We start from the raw sequence: 19506 nt of genomic DNA on the forward strand, positions 1-19506 counted from the left end.
TAATTTAGAGCCAACCTTTTACGAAACCCTATGATAATTTAGAGGTATCGCTTATCCCTACGATAATTTAGATATCCAGATTAATTTCTGTATTGTACAGAGGTTAATCTTTTTTATTATTCTATACGTATACTACTCAATATCTTCTTTTACGGTTTGCTTGAATTCATTTACTATCTTACATTCATCTTTATGACTATAAAATATCTCATTTTTTTATGATAAATCCCCATATTAGCGTGAAGCAGTACAGAATCTTTGGCTGATGAATAGCACATAACGAAACGACTACTTCACCCCAAACCCCTTTTTCATAAGCGATGCTGCTTTGTTACTTGCTGGTTATGATGACGTACGTTGTGCTGTTACATTTCTAACAATCTGTGCAGCATGTATAACGCATTTTTGCATAAACCTCACGGACCTCATGCTATCTCTTTTTTTTGATTGTCAAGTCTTTTCTGTTTCCAATTACTTACAGTAGGATTCTGGCATAAGCAAATCTTGGCAAGGGAACACTTCTTGTATAGTCATTTAAGCAGGAAGGTGGAAGTTACATGAGTCGTTATAAAGTAGTAATCAGTGGTATTCATACGGCTGATTTAAAAGTATTAAGCAACGAGGAGATGAAAGAATTATTTAAAAAGTATCAAAGTGGGGATGAACAGGCAAAAGAGGATTTGATACAGGGAAATTTAAAGTTGGTGTTGTCCATCGTTCAGCGTTTTTCAAATCGTTGTGAGAATATGGATGATTTATTTCAGGTTGGCTGTATTGGACTGGTGAAATCCATTGATAACTTTGATTTAAAACATGAAGTACGTTTTTCCACTTATGCAGTCCCTATGATCATGGGAGAGATCAAACGCTATCTGCGTGACAATCAAGTAATTCGGGTATCACGGCATTTAAAGGATTTGGCCTATAAAGTTTTTCGCTTAAAAGAAGAGTATATCCATGAACATCAAAAAGAGCCAACGATTCATTGGCTGGCTGAACAACTACAGGTCAAAGAAAAGGATGTTGTTGACGCATTAGATTCTACGCAAAGTGTCGTATCGATATTTGAACCTGTTTATAATTCGGATGGTGATGAGCTGTATCTATTGGATCAGATTAAGGATGACAAGGACGAAATTGAGCGTTTATCGAATTATATGACATTAAAAAAAAGCATGCGAAACTTGAAGGGTAAAGAAAAGGATATTATTCAGAAACGCTATTATCAGGATAAGACACAAACAGAAATCGCCAATGAATTGGGTATTTCGCAGGCACAGGTATCGCGTCTAGAAAAAAATGCGATTGCCTTACTTAAAAAAGAATTTGAAATCTAGGCACCAAAATCGTTATTTCTCATATACTGATGGTAGGTGAGAAAATGCGCTTTAGTGATATATGCAATAAACAGGTCATTAACATAGCAGATGGTTCTTTAGTTGGACTTGTTGTAGATCTTGGCTTTGACCCTTGTACCTATGAGATTCATTCGTTGTTTGTTCAGCCTTTGCAGCCATTTGTTAAAAAGATGCTGCCGTGGTTTTTTAAATGTGAACAGATTCAGATCATGGTGAAAGAAATAGAAAACATAGAAGGTGATGTGATTCTTGTTCGCTTTTCATAAAAAAGAGGATATAACCATAAATCGAAGATGTGGTTATGACCTCTTTTTTTGTTTGTTAGTCTTATTTTTGTTGGTTATTGCTCATTTGATAATTGCGCTAGATACTCTAGGATATCCTGTGCATTTGTTGCAGGATTTGCTTTTTCAAAGGTTTTGATGATCGTGCCTTCTTCATCAATTACATAGGTACTGCGCGTAATGCCCATATAGGTTTTACCATATAGTTTTTTCTCTTTCCAGACATCATATGCTTCAATGACTTTATGTTCCTCATCGGATAATAAAATGAAAGGCAAATCGTATTTCTCTTTAAAACGTAAATGCGAGCGTGAAGAATCCTTACTGATTCCGATAACAATAATATCGTTTCTTTTATAAACATCATAAGCAGCTTTAAAGGCGCAGGCTTGCTTGCTGCATCCAGGGGTATTATCTTTTGGATAAAAGTATAATACAATTTTTTTTCCTTTAAAGGAATGAAGACTGATCAAATTGCCTTGTTCATCCGGCAGGGTAAAATCAATGGCCGTAGTTCCAATTTCTAACATCATCATACATCCTTTCTCATCTCATAGTTTTATTATACGCGATAAATAAGAAGTGGAGCAATTAATTTGCATGAAAGATTGGCGAAACCAGGATATTAATGATACACTATATCCAGTAAGAAAGTAGGTAGAAATGATGAAATTAATTGCCTGTGATTTAGATGGCACCTTATTAGATGGCAACCATGGCTTATCGGATAAAAGTAAAGCAGTATTGCCCAAATTAGCAGAACAAGGCATTCAATTTATGGTGGCAACCGGAAGAATGGCACAAAGTGTTATTCCTATGTTTGAACACGTATTGCCAGATTGTGAGTATTTGCTGCTGAATGGGGCTTTGATTACGGATGCAAAGGGGAAAGCACTCTATGAAGTAACGATGAAAAAGGAGCATATCCGCTTGGTAGATGCCATTTTTCAAAAGTATGATATTTGCTATCATATGTTTACCGGTATAGGAACGATCACCTCTGATGAAAAACGTTGTGTAAAAGCTTTTTTAGAGCATTTACAACAGCAGGGATTGGATGAGGGGATTGCTATGAAAATGAAGGATGAATCAGGGTTTTGTCGCTATGCCAGAGAAGTAAAGGATATTTCTGCATTTTTGAGCGAAGAGATACCTGTATATAAGATGGAAGCTTTTGGCGGTTTATTGCAGAATTTAGAAAAAGCACGCAGTGAATTACAGGCATGTGAGGCGTTGCATGTGACCAATTCGATAGAAGATAATATTGAAGTGACGCAAAAAACAGCCCAAAAAGGCATTGCACTTGCGGCTTTTTGTAAGGAAAAAGGCATTGCGAAAGAGGATGTTTTGGTCATTGGGGATTCCTTGAATGATCTTAGTATGATTGAAGAATTTCCCAACAGTATTGCGATGAAGAACGGACATAGCTACATCCAAAAGGCAGCTGCTTATATCAGCCGTTATACAAATGAGGAAGATGGCGTTGCTGATATTTTGGAGCAGCTGTTGGAAACCTTGTCAATTCAAGAAAAGTAAGGTAAAATACCAATAGAAATGAAGTGAGGAAAAGATGATGAAAAAAGCTACTCTTGCGGATGTGGCAGCTCTTGCTGAAGTATCAAAAGCTACTGTATCCCGTTATTTAAAAGATGAAAACGTCAAAGAGGATATTGCGCTTCGCATTGCTAAAGCCATCGAAGAAACGGGCTATGTCGCAAAAGCTATGAAGAAAGCAGTCGAAGAAGAAGTAAAAATAGAAAAGAAAAAACGCGTCCTAAAAAAACAGAGCACTGTTAACAGAGGCTATCGTATCGCCTTATTGTGTGATCAGGTGATGTTGCCTAGAACACGTGAGATACTTGATGCGATCTGTAAGGAGCTATATACACAGGGATGTCTGCTGCAGGTATATTTCACACAGAATCGGGAAGATCTGGAAGAAACGTATTTAACTTCCTGTATCGTCAATAATATGGATGCGATTCTTGTAATGAGCTGTTCCAGTGTTGAATTTATTCAAAAACAGATGCGAACAACGGCGATTCCAATCATTTATTTGTGTGCGAAAGGGGAAGGAATTACTAGTGTTACTATCCCTGAAACACAGGCTGCTGAAGTGTTAGGCAAGTATCTGATGCAGAAGCAGCATTTGATGATTCGCTACCTGGGTAGTAATGTACAGTTGGCCAACTTACATATGGAAGGTATAAAAGAGGCTTATCGTGAAGTGAAGCAACCACACGATTTTGCGGTTAAGATCAGTGATGGCAGCTATTTGGATACTTATGCCAGAATTAAGGAATTATTTGCCGAACAACTCGATTTATTGATTTTGCAGGATGATGCTTTGGCGATTCCTTTTGCTAAGTATGTGCAAGAATATCATATTAGCGTTCCTCAGAATGTTTCTGTGGTTAGCTTTGGCGGTCAGGACCTTACGCGTATCATGAGTCCAGTCATGACCAGTGTGGTATATGATTATCACGTATTTGCACAGGATGTTTTTGCGGCAGTACAAGCGCTGATTGAAAAAAAAGCGATACCTCAACAAAAGAATATGTTTTACCTTCAAGAAGGAGACAGTGTGCGATAACTTTTTATAAACAGCATGAATGCTTATCGTAAGACTAAATGTTCTATAGCAATAGAAAAAGCCATCTATATACGTTTACAGTAAAGTAAACAGTAGAATGGCTTTTTTTTATTGATAAGCTTTCCATTTGTTAATAACGTTATTATAGCCTTGTGCTTTAGCTTTTGCTATGTGCATATAAACAGGATCTTGACGACTTTCAAACATCATTAAGGCCCAATGACACCATAACACATCTTCAAATGCTTCAAAGCATAACAAATCCTTACGCAGCTGATCGTCCATGGTATCAAAATAAACAGCATAAAAGCGTTCGCGCAACGTTTCATCTTGGATGTTATTTTCACTTAAAAAGGACATGACATCAAATAAAGGGTCGTTATCAGCGGCATATTCATAATCGATGAGATAAGTTTTAGCGGGCGTAAAAAGAATGTTGCCACTTACCCAATCATTATGACATAACACCTGCGTACGTTTCATGTGCTGCAGCTCTTTAATGAGATCATTTAACATAGGAAATGCAAAGGGCTGGTGTTTAACGTGACGAGCATATTGTACATAACGTCCAATGGGGTCAAAGGAAACACCAATGGTGGTGTGCAATCCATGAAATCGTTTCATTAGGGCGGCCACACGTTCTATCTTATCCTCATATATGCATTCTTCATAGGTTACCACATCTTTTAAATAACGGGTAACTTTATAGCCACTGACTTCATCATAATATATGGTATCTACATCAATGTCACTATCTTTTAATGCTTGTAAAGCAAGTGTTTCATGATGGCGGTCAACAATGTTTGCGGCATCGGCAAAAGGGATACGTAAAACATATTCTTCACCATCCAATGTTAACAGGTAGTTTTTATTTGTTAAGCCTTTCTGCATGTCTTTGAGTTGTAAATCAGGGTCAAAAAACAATGCGTCGAGGAAATTATTATCTTTCACAGGAATCACCTGTATAATCATAGCATATTTACGTGAAATTTGTTAAAATAAGTAGACGAAGAAGGTGGATATGTGAAAAAAACATTGCTTACAACCTGTAATGCAAAATATATACATAAAAATTTGGCATTGCGATGGCTGTATGTGGCATGTGAACATCGCGAGGATGTGCTTTTAAAAGAATATGTCATCAAGGATGATCCGTTACACATTGTACAAGATATTTTATCTATGCAGGTGGAAGTCGTCTGTTTCAGCTGTTATATTTGGAATATCGAAATCATCAAAGCTGTCATACGATTATTAAAGGAAACAAAGCCTGACTTGCATATTCTTGTTGGCGGTCCAGAAGTGAGTTATGAGTCTTATGATTTGCTTGAGCAAGGCGTAGATGCCATCAGCATCGGAGAAGGTGAAAAAAGCGTCTGGGAATATATAGCAATGCTGGAAGAAGAAAGTCCTCATGAGGTAGAGGGAATTTATACAAAGGCATTTCCCAATAAAAACTATCAACGCGTTGCATTGTCGTGGTTGGAAACATTAGCGAATCCATATTTTTTAGCTATGGATAGCCAGCAGATGGCAAATCGTTATTTCTATTTGGAAACGAGTCGTGGTTGCCCCTATGGCTGTAGCTATTGTTTAAGCTCTGCGGATCGTTGTGTCCGTATGTTTTCAATCGACTATGTTATGGAGATTCTTAAACAAATCGCCAATAGTGATGTCAAGCAGGTTAAGCTTTTAGATCGTACCTTTAATGCCGATCCTAAACGAGCTTTGCGTATTGCACGTTATATCAATCAAAATTGTAAGAATCAGATTTTTCAATTTGAAGTGGTTGCAGAAACATTAAGTGAAGAGTTATTGGAATTTTTCACCAAAGAAGCAGATGTAACAAGATTTCGCTTTGAAATCGGTGTCCAATCGTTTCATGCGAAAACTTTACAGAGCGTAGGACGTATCCAAAACAATGAACGTTTGCATCAAGTCATTAAACGAATGCGTGAAGCCGGCTGTATTCTGCATGTGGACTTGATTGCCGGCTTGCCTTATGAAGATTTGCCAACCTTTCGACAAAGTTTTAATATGTTGTTTGCCTTACAGGCAAGCGAGGTACAGTTGGGCATCTTAAAGTTGTTAAAGGGTACCAAGTTAAAAAAGGAAAGTTCTTCTTATGGATTACAGGCCCAAACAACAGCACCTTATGATGTTGTGGCTACTTCATGGCTGAGTACAAAAGAATTGAAACAGTTGCATGCCTGTGGCGAAGCTGTAGAAAAGTTTTGGAATAGCGGCATCGCCAAAGATAGTATACAAGCAATCTTAGAGCTAGGCTGGTATCAAAATCCTTTTGATTTATTCATGGCATTAGGTGAACAATATCAAAAACTATCGCATCCTTATCAGCCACATGAACTGTTTTCCTGTTTTTATCCAATTTTACAACAGTCCAAACAAGCGGTTGATGCTGTCTTGCTACGATCTTATTATAAACGCTTTAAACAGAAACCACATCGCTTTACAGATTGTTGGATCACGCAAGAAGAAAAGAAAAACCTCTTATCCTTTGCCTTTTGTAAAGGTATCGCAAATCAAAAGGAATTATTTTGTTATGGCTTAGTTGATGTTGGTTATGATCATGGACAGTTTGGCTATCAACTGATCTTGTACAATGCGCGACAAACCTTGCCAAGACGTTGGTTTATGAATAAAGAACTTACTTATATAAAGGAGCTGAAAGATATGAAAGAAATGATGATTGCGACAAGCAACGCTCATAAAGTCGAAGAATTTAAGGCGATGTTAGAGCCATTGGGGTATCACATCAAAAGTTTGTTGGATCTTAACGAGCCTATTGATATTGAAGAAACCGGGACGACCTTTCAGGAAAATGCTTTGATAAAAGCAAAAGCCATCTATGAGCAATACCACATTGCTGTAATTGCCGATGACAGTGGTCTGGCTGTGAATGCCATGCATGGAGAACCAGGTGTTTACAGTGCCCGTTTCATGGGAAGGGATACTTCTTATGATGTTAAGAATCAATATATTATTGATCAATGTAAACATGTTGCAGATAAAGGCTGTCAATTTGTCTGTGCGATTGCCTATGTTGATGAAGATGGGAAAGAGCAAGTATTTACCGGGATCGTTGAAGGTTTGGTGGCTGATCATATGGAAGGGGCAAAAGGTTTTGGCTACGATCCGATTTTTTATTATCCACCATATCAGACAACATTGGCGAATGTATCTGAAGAAAAAAAGAATGCCGTTTCTCATCGCGGCCGTGCTTTAGCACAATTGCTTGCTTATCTGGAAGGAGATAATTAATATGCTGCACTTAGTTTTATATGAACCGGAAATTCCGCAGAACACTGGGAATATGATGCGCACCTGTATGGCTACCAATACCAAACTTCACCTGATACAGCCCCTTGGCTTTTCTTTGGATGAAGCCCATTTACGCAGAGCAGGCATGGATTATATGAAGGAATTGGATTATCGCTTATATGAAAATTGGGACGACTTCACGAAACAGAATCCTAGTAATAACTATTATTATATGACCCGTTATGGCAAACAGGCGCCTAGCCAGATTGATTTTACACAATGTGAAGGCGATATTTATTTAGTATTAGGTAAGGAGAGTACAGGAATTCCAAAAGCGATTTTAGCCAAACAATTGGATCATTGTATGCGACTGCCTATGGTGGCCAATGCGCGAAGCCTTAATTTAAGCAACTGTGCCGCCATTATCATATATGAAGTGTTGCGTCAGCTGGATTATCCAGGATTAAGCCCGGTGGAGGTTATTAAGGGAGAGGACTGGCTGAGTCAGTAATGGAATGGCTGGATCATTTTGTGGATACAAGAAAAAAACGATATCATCTGTTTTTTCTTATACTCCTTTGTTTGCTGTTGCTTTTAGTATTACCTTATGTGTATATCAGTGTGCGGTTGTTATCTTTGCAATCGTATGATGCACTTTATGCTATGTTGGATGATCCCATGCTATCTTATACGTATCTTTCCAGGCTAGTCCTAGAATTAATATCGCTTGCCAATATGTCCATTCTGCGCATTCTAGGATGCATGTTATCCTGTGTGCAACCGTTAGAAATACTAGTACTTCTCATGCTGATAATAGGTTTTCCCATTTTAGAACGAAAAAAAATAACCGGCATCACTTTGTTGGTACTAATCATGGAAATCTGCGTCATGTTTGGGTGTGTCATGTTGGGACTTCGGGCATCTTCACTTGCGCAAGCTATTCTTTATATACGAATGTTGGGAGCTTTTCTCCTTGTAGGTAGTATTTTGATAACAGGGGTTTTGTTTTATCATTTATATCGACGCATCCTTTATTATCGTCATGCGTTAAGTTATCTTTGCATTGAAGAAAAAGAACATACGGCATAAATCGTTAGCCATATGTTCTTTTTGCTTAGAATTCTTTTAGATTACGTAGGTTGGTCGATTTGTCTCCATCGTTGACGCCACGGATATGACGTGCACCATCACGGCCGGTAAAAGGCAGGGCATTTTCAATCATACCTTGTTCAACAGCCTCTAATGCCTGTTCGTAATCGTAAACATTGCCATTTTCGTCTTTAAACTCACTTAAGGTTCCATCAGAGTTACGACGGGCAGCTACGAAACGTGTTCTTTCACTGTTTTTTGATTTTTTCATTTTTACTTACCTCCTGTCATTATTGTGAGCCTCACATGTCGAATTATACTGGAAATAACCTTGAGAAAAACTGGAAACGATAGCGTTTTGACTATGGTTTTCCCTATATAAGTTCTTCACCTTTCAAAAAGGCAAACATGTTTCTAGATTAGCGGTACCATAAAAAGATAAAATGTGGTTATCGCAAAGAAAATAAAAGAGAAAGATAGGCGAATTCCTAAGGAAAACAGGCATTGTGATTGAATTTTTTTAAATTTACGCTATAATAGTTACCATAGTAAGAGGATGTTCCATGCCTCTTACCTCTTATACTTAAGAGCAAATGCGAATCGACATTACAATAGGGAGTGGTTATACTTGGACGGATCGCGAATATGCCTCATGATTGCATTAGTGGCTTTGATTGCTTTATCAGCTATTTTCTCATCTACGGAAACTGCATATTCCAGTGTGAATATGATACGTTTGAAACAGATGGCGAAAAGCGGCAATAAAAAAGCCAAAACAGCTTATACTATTTCTAAGAACTTTACAGCGGTGATCACTACAATCTTAATTGGAAACAATGTAGTGAACATTTTAGCTACTTCATTGGCTACAGCATTATTGACCGATATCTTTGGCACCAGCGGTGTTGCTTTGGCAACGGCTGTGATGACTATTCTGATTTTAGTGTTTGGCGAAATTGCCCCTAAAATCGTAGCAAAGGCAAAGGCAGAATCCTTTGTGCTCTTGGTTGCGAAACCATTATCGGTAATGGTGACGATCTTTCGCCCGATTTCTTTTGTGGTTGAATCTTTGGAAGGACATTGGGAAAAGAAGATGGACATTGAGAATGTTACAGCTACGGAAGATGAACTGCTGGAAATCGTTTCAACGATTGAGCAGGAAGGAGTTCTGGAACAGGAAGAGCGTGAATTGATCGAAAGTGTCATCGAATTTGATGATAAAAATGTTCGTGATATCATGGTGCCGAAAGATCAGGTTGTCTTCTTGTATGATAATGCAACTTATGAGCAGTTAAAAGCGGTGCTGAAGGATCATAAATTATCACGATTACCGGTGATTTCTTATGAGACCTTAGAGGTCGTGGGAATCTTACGCGTTCGTGATGTTTTAGATGCCTTATTAGAAGAGCGGGAAATCGTCATAAAAGATATGATGCAGGAACCAATCTTTGTCACTCAACGTAAAAAACTGCCGGATGTATTAGAAAATATTCAAAAGTCACGAGAGCATATGGCAATCGTTGAAGAATCACAAACATCCCATGTATATGTTGGTATTGTAACGTTGGAAGATGTCTTGGAAGAATTGGTTGGAGAAATCTACGATGAATATGACCCTTTGCCAAATCATGTAGTGGAAATTGGACATCACACATTCGTGATTGATGGGAAAGTAAATTTGATCGATTTCTTCGATAAATATGTCGATGATCAGGATGCCCCAATCACCAAGGCCAGAAGTTTTGCGGCTTGGATATATGAATTAAATGCGCATCGCAAGGTACGCAAAGGTCGTGAACTTGAATTTGAAAATCTTGAGATCAAGGTACTGGATACCAAGGATGGCATGGCTGCCAGACTTGAGTTACAGATAAAGTCATTAAATGATGACGATGAATTGCTAGACTAGGAGGTTACATAGCATGAATATCTTTTTAAAAGCATTTAAGCCAGAAACGGCTCCAAAAGCATTAGGACCTTATTCTCCAGCGGTAAAGTTGGGTGATTTCGTTTATTTATCAGGACAAATTCCTTTGAATCCAGAAACCGGTGAAGTCGAAGGTACTACTATTGAAGAACAGACACATCAGGTTATGAAGAATATTAAGGCTGTTTTAAATGATATGGGACTTGATTATAAACATATCGTGAAAACAACGATTTTTGTCAGTGATCTAAATGATTTTGATAAGCTGAATGAAGTGTATGGTTCATACTTAGAAGAACCATATCCAGCAAGAAGCTGTGTACAAGTAGCACGTCTGCCTAAGGATGTAAAATTAGAAATTGAATGTATCGTAATTGATACTTTGGTTTATGAACAGCAGTTGGCAGCGCAGCAAAGCGGATGCTCAAGCTGTGGCGGTGGCTGTGATGGAGGCTGCTGCGACTAGTTGCTAGATGTCGTATCATATAGGTATTGTAAACATTAGGAAATCTTGATTTTTGAAGGATCAAGATTTCTTTTTTTACATATCAAAATTTAACCATATTCGATAATTTTTAAAGATGTTTTTGATAAACTATCAAAGAATTTATAATTTCCCAATTCCTTTTGAAAGCTATGTTATGTTATAAGTTAAAAGGAGGGAAAACATGCTGTTAGCAATGTATCAAAAGAAAGAAATGACAGTGTTATTAAAGGAACATGGGAAGTACTGTATTGTGAAAAAACCTGTGTTATCTTTGCTAGAGGAAGCTTGTCTGTTTTATGGCAGTACGCTGCAAGGACGTACAATAGCCGCGAAAAAAATTTTACAGATTCACCAAAAGGTTCCCATTTTAGTGTCAGAGAAAAAGGAAACCCTCTGGTTTCCGACTGTTTCCGCTACGCGGGATGACTGTATCTGGATTCACGCCAATGAGGTAGTATCTTATCATGCAAAAGGGAAAAGGACACAGGTGATTTTTCGCAGTAAGGATGAAATAGAACTAGCGATTGCCTATCGGACAATACAAAGACAAATGCGACGATGTGAGCAATTGCGGATGTATCTTCGTGCTCATGAGTGAACACATCTTCCATGCGCAAATACGCTGATATCTGTTATAATAAAAGACGTAAAAAAAGGATGATGAATATGGAAATCTTATTTGGTATCTTATTAGGTGCTTTTTTGATCTTATGTATCGCTTTTTTTCTCTTTCGCCAATCACCGAAAGAAACTTTGCGTGTTAAAGAAGTGCTAATGGAAAATGAAAAGCATCAGCAAGAAGCACTGTTTCAGATGCAACAATCGATGCAGCAACAAATGCAACGTCTTCAGTTATCCATGCAAAGAGAGCTTGCCCAATGGAAGGAGGCAACTAGCGAACATTTGTATGTTATGGAAAAGCATGTGAATACGACGGTGCAACATGGCTATGAGAATACAAGTAAAGTATTTTCGCAGGTGATGGAACAGATGGGGAAGCTGGATGAAGGGCAGCGAAATTTAAAAGAGCTATCGTTATCAATCAACGATATTCAACGTGTTTTAACGGATAAAAAGACACGTGGTATTTTTGGTGAAATAGAACTATATTCATTGCTTGAAACAGCAATGGGAGTGAATACATCACGCTATGCAAAACAGTATAAACTAAGCAATGGAGCAATTGCAGATGCTGTTTTGTTTGGCAAAGAACCACTGCACATGATTTGTATTGATTCAAAATTTCCTTTAGAAAACTACAATCGTATCATGGCAGCACAGACGAAGGAAGAACAGCAGAAGTATCATACTATATTTGTCAATGATGTGAAAAAACACATTAAAGCAATTGCACAAAAATATATTTTGCCACAAGAAACGGCGGATTTTGCGTATTTGTTTCTTCCTGCTGAAGCTGTTTTTGCGTATTTATATGCACAATGTGATGAGGTTGTGAACTATTCTTATCAGGAAAAGGTGTATATGGTATCTCCTACCACACTGATGGCATACATCACGGCAATCAAAGCAATTTATTTAGGTGTCGAACGCAATGAGAATCTGGCACAAATGCAAAAAGAACTACAGAAATTAGAGATGGAGTTTGAACGTTTTGCAAAGCGTTATCAGAATGTGCAAAGTGATTTTGATAAGTGTTATCAGGATATGCGCTTGTTGTCTATCACAGCAAATAAGTTGCATATGCGTTTTCAAGAAATACAGGCAGTAGAGTTAACAAAAAAGGATACAGCGTAAATACACTTTTATCTATATCATGATAAAGAAGATTGAAAGCTATTTATGAAGCATAGCATTTCAATCTCCTTTTTTTCTGCGTTATGATGAAGCACAACTCATAATATCACAATTACAATCATGCATGATTACTTTTCAATCTTAATGTTGTAATCACGGATCCAGCAATCAATCTGATAAAGATAGGCAAGTAATTGTGGACCACTCATTAATTGTCCATACCATGGCAGTTGAAAAGAAGCCCCTTTCGTAGCTATCAATTCTTTTAGATGCGCATCGTCTAAAAGCTCATGTAAAGCAGAAGTAGAGTCTTTATAACGTTCCATCAGCATCTTTGCGACAATATCAGCATATTGCGGATTATGTGTTTTCGGGAAAGGATTCTTTTTGCGCCAACATACTTCTTCAGGTAATTCATTTGCAAAGGCTTTTCGCAAGATGCCTTTTTCCTGCCCATGATAGAATTTCATCTGCCAAGGGATATTATATACGTATTCAAGCAAGGCGACATTTGCAAAAGGAGCACGAATCGTTAAGTTGGCACGATCACCTTCGCATACTTGACGTGTGACAAGAGTCTGCATGAACCATTTTAAACAAAGTTGTGTGTGGCGACGAGCACGTCGATCATCTTCACTGTCAGTATCCAGATATCGGATATCACGAATACTATCTTCATATTGTTGTTGTATATAAGCCTCATAACCCAATTGTTTTATATCATCCTTTAACAGTTCTATGCGCTGTGGGGTAGAACGTAACCAAGGAAAGGTTGGCAAATCTTTTAATTCATCACGATAAAACCAAGGATAGCCGCCAAAAATTTCATCACTGCATTCTCCGCTTAGAATGACAGCTTCCTTTTGGGCAACCTGCTGACACAGCCAAAGCAATGAAGCATCCACATCCGCCATGCCGGGATGATTTCTGGTTAACATACTTTCTTCTAGGGTATCTGCTAATGTTTGTTGTTTGAGCATCAGCCAATGATGTGTACAAGGATAGCGTTCTAGCATTTGATTGATAAAGGCGTTGTCCATGGAAACCTGATACATGTTGCTTTTAAAATTTTTTGCATTTCCTTCATAATCCAAAGAATACGTATGCCATTCTTTCTCTTTTGCACAAACAGCTGTAATAATACTACTATCTAAACCACCAGATAAAAAAGATGCCTTACAATGATGCATTTGTTGTTGTATAGAATGACATAAGAGATCATGCACTTTTAACGTAGTCGTTTCCATATCATCATGATGCTCGATGGTGGGTAGCTTATAGTATGTCTTAACTTTGATATCCCCATTATGGATGCGTAAAAATGAACCCATGGGCAATGAAGCAACATTGGCAAATAATGTTTTATCCATTGATAAGCTCGGACCAAAGGAAAATAGCTCTAAAATACCGTGACTATTCAAGATACGCGGTTGTTGACTGGCTTCTAGCAAAGCATCTATACGATTGGATAGCCAGATGGTATCGTTTGTCTTACTATAAAATAACGGAGATAATCCTAAGGGGTCTTTTGCGGCAAAAACATCTTTGCCACTACTGATAACAAAGGAATAGGCTCCTTCTAATTCCAACATGGCATCTTCGCCCCAACGTTGATAAGCAAAAAAGACAATATCTTCCAGACGCTCCTGCAGAGGATAGGCTTCCTTTAATAATTGATAGATACTTTGCGCATTATATATTTCTCCTTGAACGATTACTTCATAAGCTTTATTTTGATATAAGATGAGTTTAGCCGCATCACTATGCGTATGTTGCTGTATCTTCATGACATAAGATTTCATGATATCCTTCCTTTCATCTTAGTGTATGTCATTTTCTCAAAAAGTAGTATGAAATGTTTGTAATTGCATGAAAGCATAACAAAAAAGATAACGCAAATGTAAGAATTTTCGATGATGGGAAGAGTAAAAATTATCATTTCGACAAAGTCTTGCATCCATGTAAAAAGATAGTATAATAAGCGTGGTAAAGAGTAGGGAGCAGGAGTTTATATGAGTATACAAACAAAATATAAAGATTTGGTCACGATTGGCTGTGTGATCATCGGTTCATTACTTTGTGCTGTTAATATTAATACATTCATCAGCGCAGGAGGATTATTTCCAGGTGGCTTTACCGGCTTGACTGTTTTGATACAGCGAAGCTTTGAAAAATATGCAGGCATCAGCGTATCATATTCCCTTGTCAATTTCACCTTGAATGCTATACCCGCCTATATTGGCTATAAAACCGTTGGGAAAAAGTTCACGTTTTATTCATGTGTCATGATCATCCTTACCGGTGTATTCGTTGAAATTTTACCAACGACGAATATCACGGAGGATATTTTGCTTATTACGATATTTGGTGGAATTTTACAGGGAGTAGCATTAGGAATTGCGCTTCGTGGTAATGCCAGCAGTGGGGGAACGGATTTTATTGCAATGTGGATATCACAAAAGACGCATCAGCCAGCATGGAATTATATCCTGGGTATGAATGCTGTGATGCTGATTGTTGCAGGGTATTTATTTGGATGGGATAAAGCATTATATTCCATCATATTCCAATTCTGCTCAACGCAGATTATAAATACGGTACACAAGCGTTATAAAAAAATGACCGTTTTTATCGTAACCAGTGATCCGGATATCGTTATTGAGGAAATTCAGAACACCACGCATCATGGCGTGACACGTTTTGAAGGAATCGGTACATACTATGGACAACCGCGTACGATGCTATATACTGTCGTTGATAGTATGGAGGTAAAGGGTTTGGTAAATCGTATCCGTGAAATTGATCGTACCAGTTTTGTCAATGTAACAAAAACGGAATACGTCGAAGGAAAATTCTATCAGACACCAATTGAATAAAAACAAAGAATTTCAAAATTATGGTCTTTATGCCAACTTGGAATTCTTTTTTCGTTATTTATCATAAGCACTTTGTAGTATTTCGATTTCCAAACGCGATATCTTCGCTTCATGTGTTAACTTACTCGTGACATGTAGAAAAGCAGCAGAGGAAATCGTTATCTGTTTCATAGTGTAAAAAGTTCCTTAAAACAAGTAAGAAAGCCTAAAAGAAAGAGCCTATTTCATGAATTGTGATGTAAATGTGATTTAAAATATAAAAAGACTTCTGTTATTAATAAATATGTATTATAATATAAGAACATGAAGACACTAGATAAAGTGAGGTTGCTATGAAGAAAAAACATTACATTGTCAGTATGATGGCTGTTATCTTTTTATACCTTCTGGGAATTGGCAATTTTCATGGTGCCTTACAAGCAAATAATCAAAAAACGCAACATGCGAGTACTAAGATAATTAAAATAGGCTTTCCTATTCAAGAAGGCTTAAGTATGAAAGATGAAAAAGGAAATTATACAGGCTATATGTATGATTACTTAAAAGAACTTTCTCAATATACCGGATGGGAATATGAATTTATTGAAAGTAAAAGCGATGATGTAGACACACAAATATCAGAATTGCTAGATAAATTAAACAAGGGTGAAATTGATATGCTTGGCAGTATGCGTCGTAGTGATGAACTTGCAAAGCTGTATGATTATCCGACCGAAAGTTATGGCTACGCTTATAATGTATTAGCTGTGAATAAAGATAATGACTGGCTAGATTCCTATACGCTAGCAAATGGCAAAGAGATTACCATTGCTTTACAGAAAAAGGCAGAAATTAGAAATGGCCAATTAAAAGAATATGTAAAAACCAATGGCCTAAAAGTGAACTATAAGTATTATAATAACGGTACTGCGCAGATGGAAGCTGTAAAGAAAGGGGAAGCAGATGCTTTATTAAGTGTGGATATCGCCTTAGCCAGTGATTTTCGGGTTATTGCACGTTTTTCACCGGACCCTATGTATTTTGCAGTAGCCAAGGGGAAAACAAAGATTGTCCATGATTTAAATAAAGGAATGGAAGAGCTAAATGAAATAAACCCAACGTTAAAGCAAACGCTCTATACGAAATATTTTGAGGAAAAACTGGATCATGTTATTCTGACGCAGCAGGAAAAGGATTACATTAAAAAGGCAAAAACGTTTCATGTGATGATTATGAGCAATCAAGCTCCTGTTCAATATGTTAAAGGTAATAAGGCAACGGGAACGGCGATTGATATACTAGAAGACATCAAGGAAGAAACCGGGTTGCAGTTCTCATATGAGTTTGTAGACAACTATCATGAATATGAAGAACGTATGTTGCATCATGAAATTGATATCTTGGCCTCAATCAATTATGATTATTCCTTAAACTATATAAACACGATGAGTGTGACGAACGCGTATTTAAAGGCACCATTGCAGATTGTTTTACAAAAGAATACAGATTTAAATGCTTTAGACAATAAAAAATTGGCGATACGCAAAGAATTATCTTCAATCTTAAAAAGCCGCATTGATCCACACAATGTTATCTATGCGAACTCTACACAAGACTGTTTAAAAGCTGTTCATGATGGGGAAGCAGATTATATGATTGATTCTTCTTATGCCATCAGCTACTATATGAATCAGCTGGGATATCGATCTATGATCAGTGTTGCCGATGTAAAAGGAGATATGTTAAATTATAGCTTTGGTGTAGTGGATGGAAATGATCATATGCTAGTCGGTATTTTGAATAAATGCATACGCAATTTGAAAGAAGAAGATATTAATACCTATATATATCAGCATTCACTAGATAAAGCGACCTTTACTTTGCGGGATTATATTCAGCAGCATATTATTGAAAGCATGGTGATAACGCTGTTGATCATCATTTGTATTGTTGCTGTTTTCAGTTATTTTTATCATCGCCAATTGAAAATGAAACGCCAGATTGAAGTAGAAAACAATCGCTATCGGATGCTAAGCAAGATCACACAAGAGATAATTTTTGAATATGACTATGAAAAAGATATTTTAAAGCTAGGGGATAAGCATAATTTCTTAGCTGAAACAAATGAAATTGAGAATTACGCAAAAGATATTTCATCAGACAAGAAAAAGGATGAATCTTCTTTATTCCAATGCATTATGGAAATGAAAGACACGGATCGTGAAGTTTTGATACAGTTAGCTAACAAGGAAGTGCGTTGGTTTCATGTCGTAATGAAGGTGGTTTATGACATGGATAGACCGGTGTATGCCATCGGTCGTGCTGTTGATATTCAAGAAGAAAAAACAGAACGTGAAAATCTGGAAAAAAAGAGTATGATGGATGCGCTGACTTCTGTTTATAATACAGCAGCATAAAAAGAAAATACAATTGGAATTAGTGCGTGATAAAGGCATGTATGCGTTTGGTGTTTTAGATATTGATTATTTTAAAGAGGTCAATGATGAATTTGGTCATTTCATAGGAGATCAAGTGTTGATCCATTGCGCAGATGTCATGCAGAAAGCATTTGGGGAAAAGGCATTGATAGGAAGATTAGGTGGCGATGAATTTGCTGTTTTCCTGATGGCACCACAAGATGAAAATGCGGTAGCGAGTGGTTGTGCAAGATTACAAAAAGCTCTGCAGACGACAATCGAAGGACTGCCCAATATCACCTTGAGTATGGGCTTTGTTATGACGAAGGATGTTTGTGATTATAACATTCTGTATCAAAAAGCTGATAAGGTTTTATATGAGGTGAAAGCAGCCGGAAGAAATGCATATTTCATAAAATCATAAATTAGATTGCTGAGTTTATGCTATGGAAGAAGATTAAAAAGAAAAGATTTCATTGATGGTGAAATCTTTTTTATCATGTGACACACATGGGATAGAATTAGGTGGTGAAAAGACCACTGTAGGGACGTTAATAAAACCTTGAAGAAAAGAGATCGAGTATCGTTACTAGACCAGTAGCAATGAAAGCATAGTTTTGTATGAATTCAACCGTCGTATACGTTTTTACGTACGATGATGTAAGAGGTCGAAAACTTGATCGTTTTCGATTGTTGTTCTTATCTATGAGAATAGGATGCGTAAGGGGGTTTTCATAAAGTATTTTTGCCAATTTGTATGATAGGTGACATAGTATAATAAACAGCTTAAGGCGAAGCCTAAGATAACATCAATAAAACTATGTTGTTTTAATACCATGGTAGAAATACAAATGAATACGCTTATTATAAGGCAAGCACTTTTCACAAGAAAAGGATGCTGAAACAGATGGCTGCGACAGACGACAAAACAGATTGCTATCGTGCTTGCGACATGGATGGAAGGACAAACATTGGTCGGTGTATCTATTTGTTGTAGTAATCGTGCGATGTCTGCTAACCAATTTGTATGTGTGATATTTACACGTAAATCTAATCCATTGGGTAAAATCATATAAATAAACAGACAAATGCTCATACCGGTAAACATCATAAAACAAAGCTCAAGAAATTCTTTTCGTGAATGAAAAAGAAAATAACCAAGCGATATTGCTAATAAAGGAAACCAGGTAAAATAAGGAATGATGAAGCTTTCATGAAAAGGAATCATATCATCGATAAAACAGTGAATATAATATTTCGGAACGACAAAAGTTTCTAAGAGTTCAAAGATTATCAGATATGGAATAAAATAAAAAAGGGCATAGGAATAAGGATGATCATGTAGCCAACTTTTGATGAATCGCATCATGAAATACCTCCTTCGTAATGTGTTTATTATATAAAAATTTATCTAAGATTACAATACACTAAAATAGATCATAGGTCATTTGTTTTTACG

The 19506-nt window shown here is 37.1% G+C and carries 19 protein-coding genes; 14 read left to right on the forward strand and 5 right to left on the reverse strand.

The features are described 5' to 3' along the window. The first annotated feature begins 557 nt into the window (after positions 1-557). On the forward strand, positions 558-1337 hold the full coding sequence (locus ACESSZ_RS08685; RefSeq protein WP_008688829.1) for a SigB/SigF/SigG family RNA polymerase sigma factor: 780 nt from the start codon (positions 558-560) through the stop codon (positions 1335-1337). A 44-nt stretch (positions 1338-1381) separates the two neighbouring features. Further along, the gene (locus ACESSZ_RS08690; protein WP_008688827.1) at positions 1382-1624 is read left to right on the forward strand and encodes a PRC-barrel domain-containing protein; all 243 of its coding nucleotides are present in this window, start codon (positions 1382-1384) and stop codon (positions 1622-1624) included. A gap of 74 nt (positions 1625-1698) precedes the next feature. Here the strand turns inward: ACESSZ_RS08690 and bcp are convergent, their stop codons facing one another. Then, a complete protein-coding gene (gene bcp / locus ACESSZ_RS08695) occupies positions 1699-2172 on the reverse strand; it encodes a thioredoxin-dependent thiol peroxidase (RefSeq protein ID WP_008688826.1) in 474 nt (157 codons plus the stop codon). Between the two features lie 133 nt (positions 2173-2305). Here bcp and ACESSZ_RS08700 point away from each other — a divergent pair, with 133 nt between their 5' ends. Next, entirely contained in the window at positions 2306-3178 is an 873-nt protein-coding gene (locus tag ACESSZ_RS08700) for a Cof-type HAD-IIB family hydrolase (protein ID WP_230326884.1), read from the forward strand. A gap of 37 nt (positions 3179-3215) precedes the next feature. Then, positions 3216-4235: a LacI family DNA-binding transcriptional regulator gene (locus ACESSZ_RS08705; RefSeq protein WP_008688821.1), complete on the forward strand. Its 1020-nt coding sequence runs from the start codon at positions 3216-3218 to the stop codon at positions 4233-4235. Positions 4236-4343: 108 nt separating this feature from the next. Here ACESSZ_RS08705 and ACESSZ_RS08710 read toward each other — a convergent pair whose 3' ends face one another. Then, positions 4344-5186 (reverse strand): choline/ethanolamine kinase family protein, encoded by an 843-nt coding sequence (locus ACESSZ_RS08710; protein WP_008979029.1) that lies wholly within the window; start codon positions 5184-5186, stop codon positions 4344-4346. A 72-nt stretch (positions 5187-5258) separates the two neighbouring features. Between ACESSZ_RS08710 and rdgB the strand changes: the two genes are divergently transcribed. Genes rdgB through ACESSZ_RS08725 form a run of 3 tightly spaced genes read left to right on the forward strand, consistent with a single transcriptional unit; the run spans position 5259 to position 8606 of the window. Beyond that, on the forward strand, positions 5259-7517 hold the full coding sequence (gene rdgB / locus ACESSZ_RS08715; protein ID WP_132225160.1) for an RdgB/HAM1 family non-canonical purine NTP pyrophosphatase: 2259 nt from the start codon (positions 5259-5261) through the stop codon (positions 7515-7517). A 1-nt stretch (position 7518) separates the two neighbouring features. Further along, on the forward strand, positions 7519-8028 hold the full coding sequence (locus tag ACESSZ_RS08720; RefSeq protein WP_132225162.1) for a tRNA (cytidine(34)-2'-O)-methyltransferase: 510 nt from the start codon (positions 7519-7521) through the stop codon (positions 8026-8028). Between the two features lie 20 nt (positions 8029-8048). Further along, on the forward strand, positions 8049-8606 hold the full coding sequence (locus ACESSZ_RS08725; protein ID WP_226896921.1) for a hypothetical protein: 558 nt from the start codon (positions 8049-8051) through the stop codon (positions 8604-8606). Between the two features lie 25 nt (positions 8607-8631). On the opposite strand, the gene ACESSZ_RS08730 is transcribed toward ACESSZ_RS08725, so the two are convergent. Beyond that, positions 8632-8877 (reverse strand): DUF3892 domain-containing protein, encoded by a 246-nt coding sequence (locus ACESSZ_RS08730; RefSeq protein WP_008688812.1) that lies wholly within the window; start codon positions 8875-8877, stop codon positions 8632-8634. Positions 8878-9258: 381 nt separating this feature from the next. Here ACESSZ_RS08730 and ACESSZ_RS08735 point away from each other — a divergent pair, with 381 nt between their 5' ends. From ACESSZ_RS08735 to ACESSZ_RS08750, 4 genes are all read left to right on the forward strand, one after another. Next, positions 9259-10515, forward strand: a complete 1257-nt coding sequence (locus ACESSZ_RS08735; RefSeq protein ID WP_008688810.1) for a hemolysin family protein — start codon at positions 9259-9261, stop codon at positions 10513-10515. A 13-nt stretch (positions 10516-10528) separates the two neighbouring features. Further along, entirely contained in the window at positions 10529-10999 is a 471-nt protein-coding gene (locus ACESSZ_RS08740) for a RidA family protein (RefSeq protein WP_008688809.1), read from the forward strand. Between the two features lie 202 nt (positions 11000-11201). Then, the gene (locus tag ACESSZ_RS08745) at positions 11202-11618 is read left to right on the forward strand and encodes a competence protein ComK (protein ID WP_008688807.1); all 417 of its coding nucleotides are present in this window, start codon (positions 11202-11204) and stop codon (positions 11616-11618) included. A gap of 68 nt (positions 11619-11686) precedes the next feature. Continuing rightward, on the forward strand, positions 11687-12775 hold the full coding sequence (locus ACESSZ_RS08750) for a DNA recombination protein RmuC (protein ID WP_008688805.1): 1089 nt from the start codon (positions 11687-11689) through the stop codon (positions 12773-12775). Between the two features lie 128 nt (positions 12776-12903). Here the strand turns inward: ACESSZ_RS08750 and ACESSZ_RS08755 are convergent, their stop codons facing one another. Further along, positions 12904-14577 (reverse strand): asparagine synthetase B family protein, encoded by a 1674-nt coding sequence (locus tag ACESSZ_RS08755; protein WP_331866763.1) that lies wholly within the window; start codon positions 14575-14577, stop codon positions 12904-12906. Positions 14578-14787: 210 nt separating this feature from the next. Here ACESSZ_RS08755 and ACESSZ_RS08760 point away from each other — a divergent pair, with 210 nt between their 5' ends. The 3 genes from ACESSZ_RS08760 to ACESSZ_RS08770 all read left to right on the forward strand — a co-directional run bounded on the left by ACESSZ_RS08760 (position 14788) and on the right by ACESSZ_RS08770 (position 18471). Next, positions 14788-15651, forward strand: coding sequence for a YitT family protein (locus ACESSZ_RS08760; protein WP_008688802.1), 864 nt, complete (start codon positions 14788-14790; stop codon positions 15649-15651). Between the two features lie 332 nt (positions 15652-15983). Then, positions 15984-18047 carry a transporter substrate-binding domain-containing protein gene (locus ACESSZ_RS08765; RefSeq protein ID WP_499842756.1) on the forward strand — a complete coding sequence of 688 codons (2064 nt, stop codon included), beginning with the start codon at positions 15984-15986 and terminating at the stop codon, positions 18045-18047. 22 nt (positions 18048-18069) lie between these two features. Beyond that, complete coding sequence (locus ACESSZ_RS08770) at positions 18070-18471, forward strand: GGDEF domain-containing protein (protein WP_499842759.1); 402 nt, start codon at positions 18070-18072, stop codon at positions 18469-18471. 279 nt (positions 18472-18750) lie between these two features. Here ACESSZ_RS08770 and ACESSZ_RS08775 read toward each other — a convergent pair whose 3' ends face one another. Then, positions 18751-19416, reverse strand: coding sequence for a phosphatase PAP2 family protein (locus tag ACESSZ_RS08775; protein WP_331866765.1), 666 nt, complete (start codon positions 19414-19416; stop codon positions 18751-18753). Between the last annotated feature and the right edge of the window lie 90 nt (positions 19417-19506).

The sequence above is a fragment of the Eubacterium sp. 3_1_31 genome (assembly GCF_964249515.1).
Classification (GTDB): Bacteria; Bacillota_I; Bacilli_A; order Erysipelotrichales; family Erysipelotrichaceae; genus Longicatena; species Longicatena caecimuris.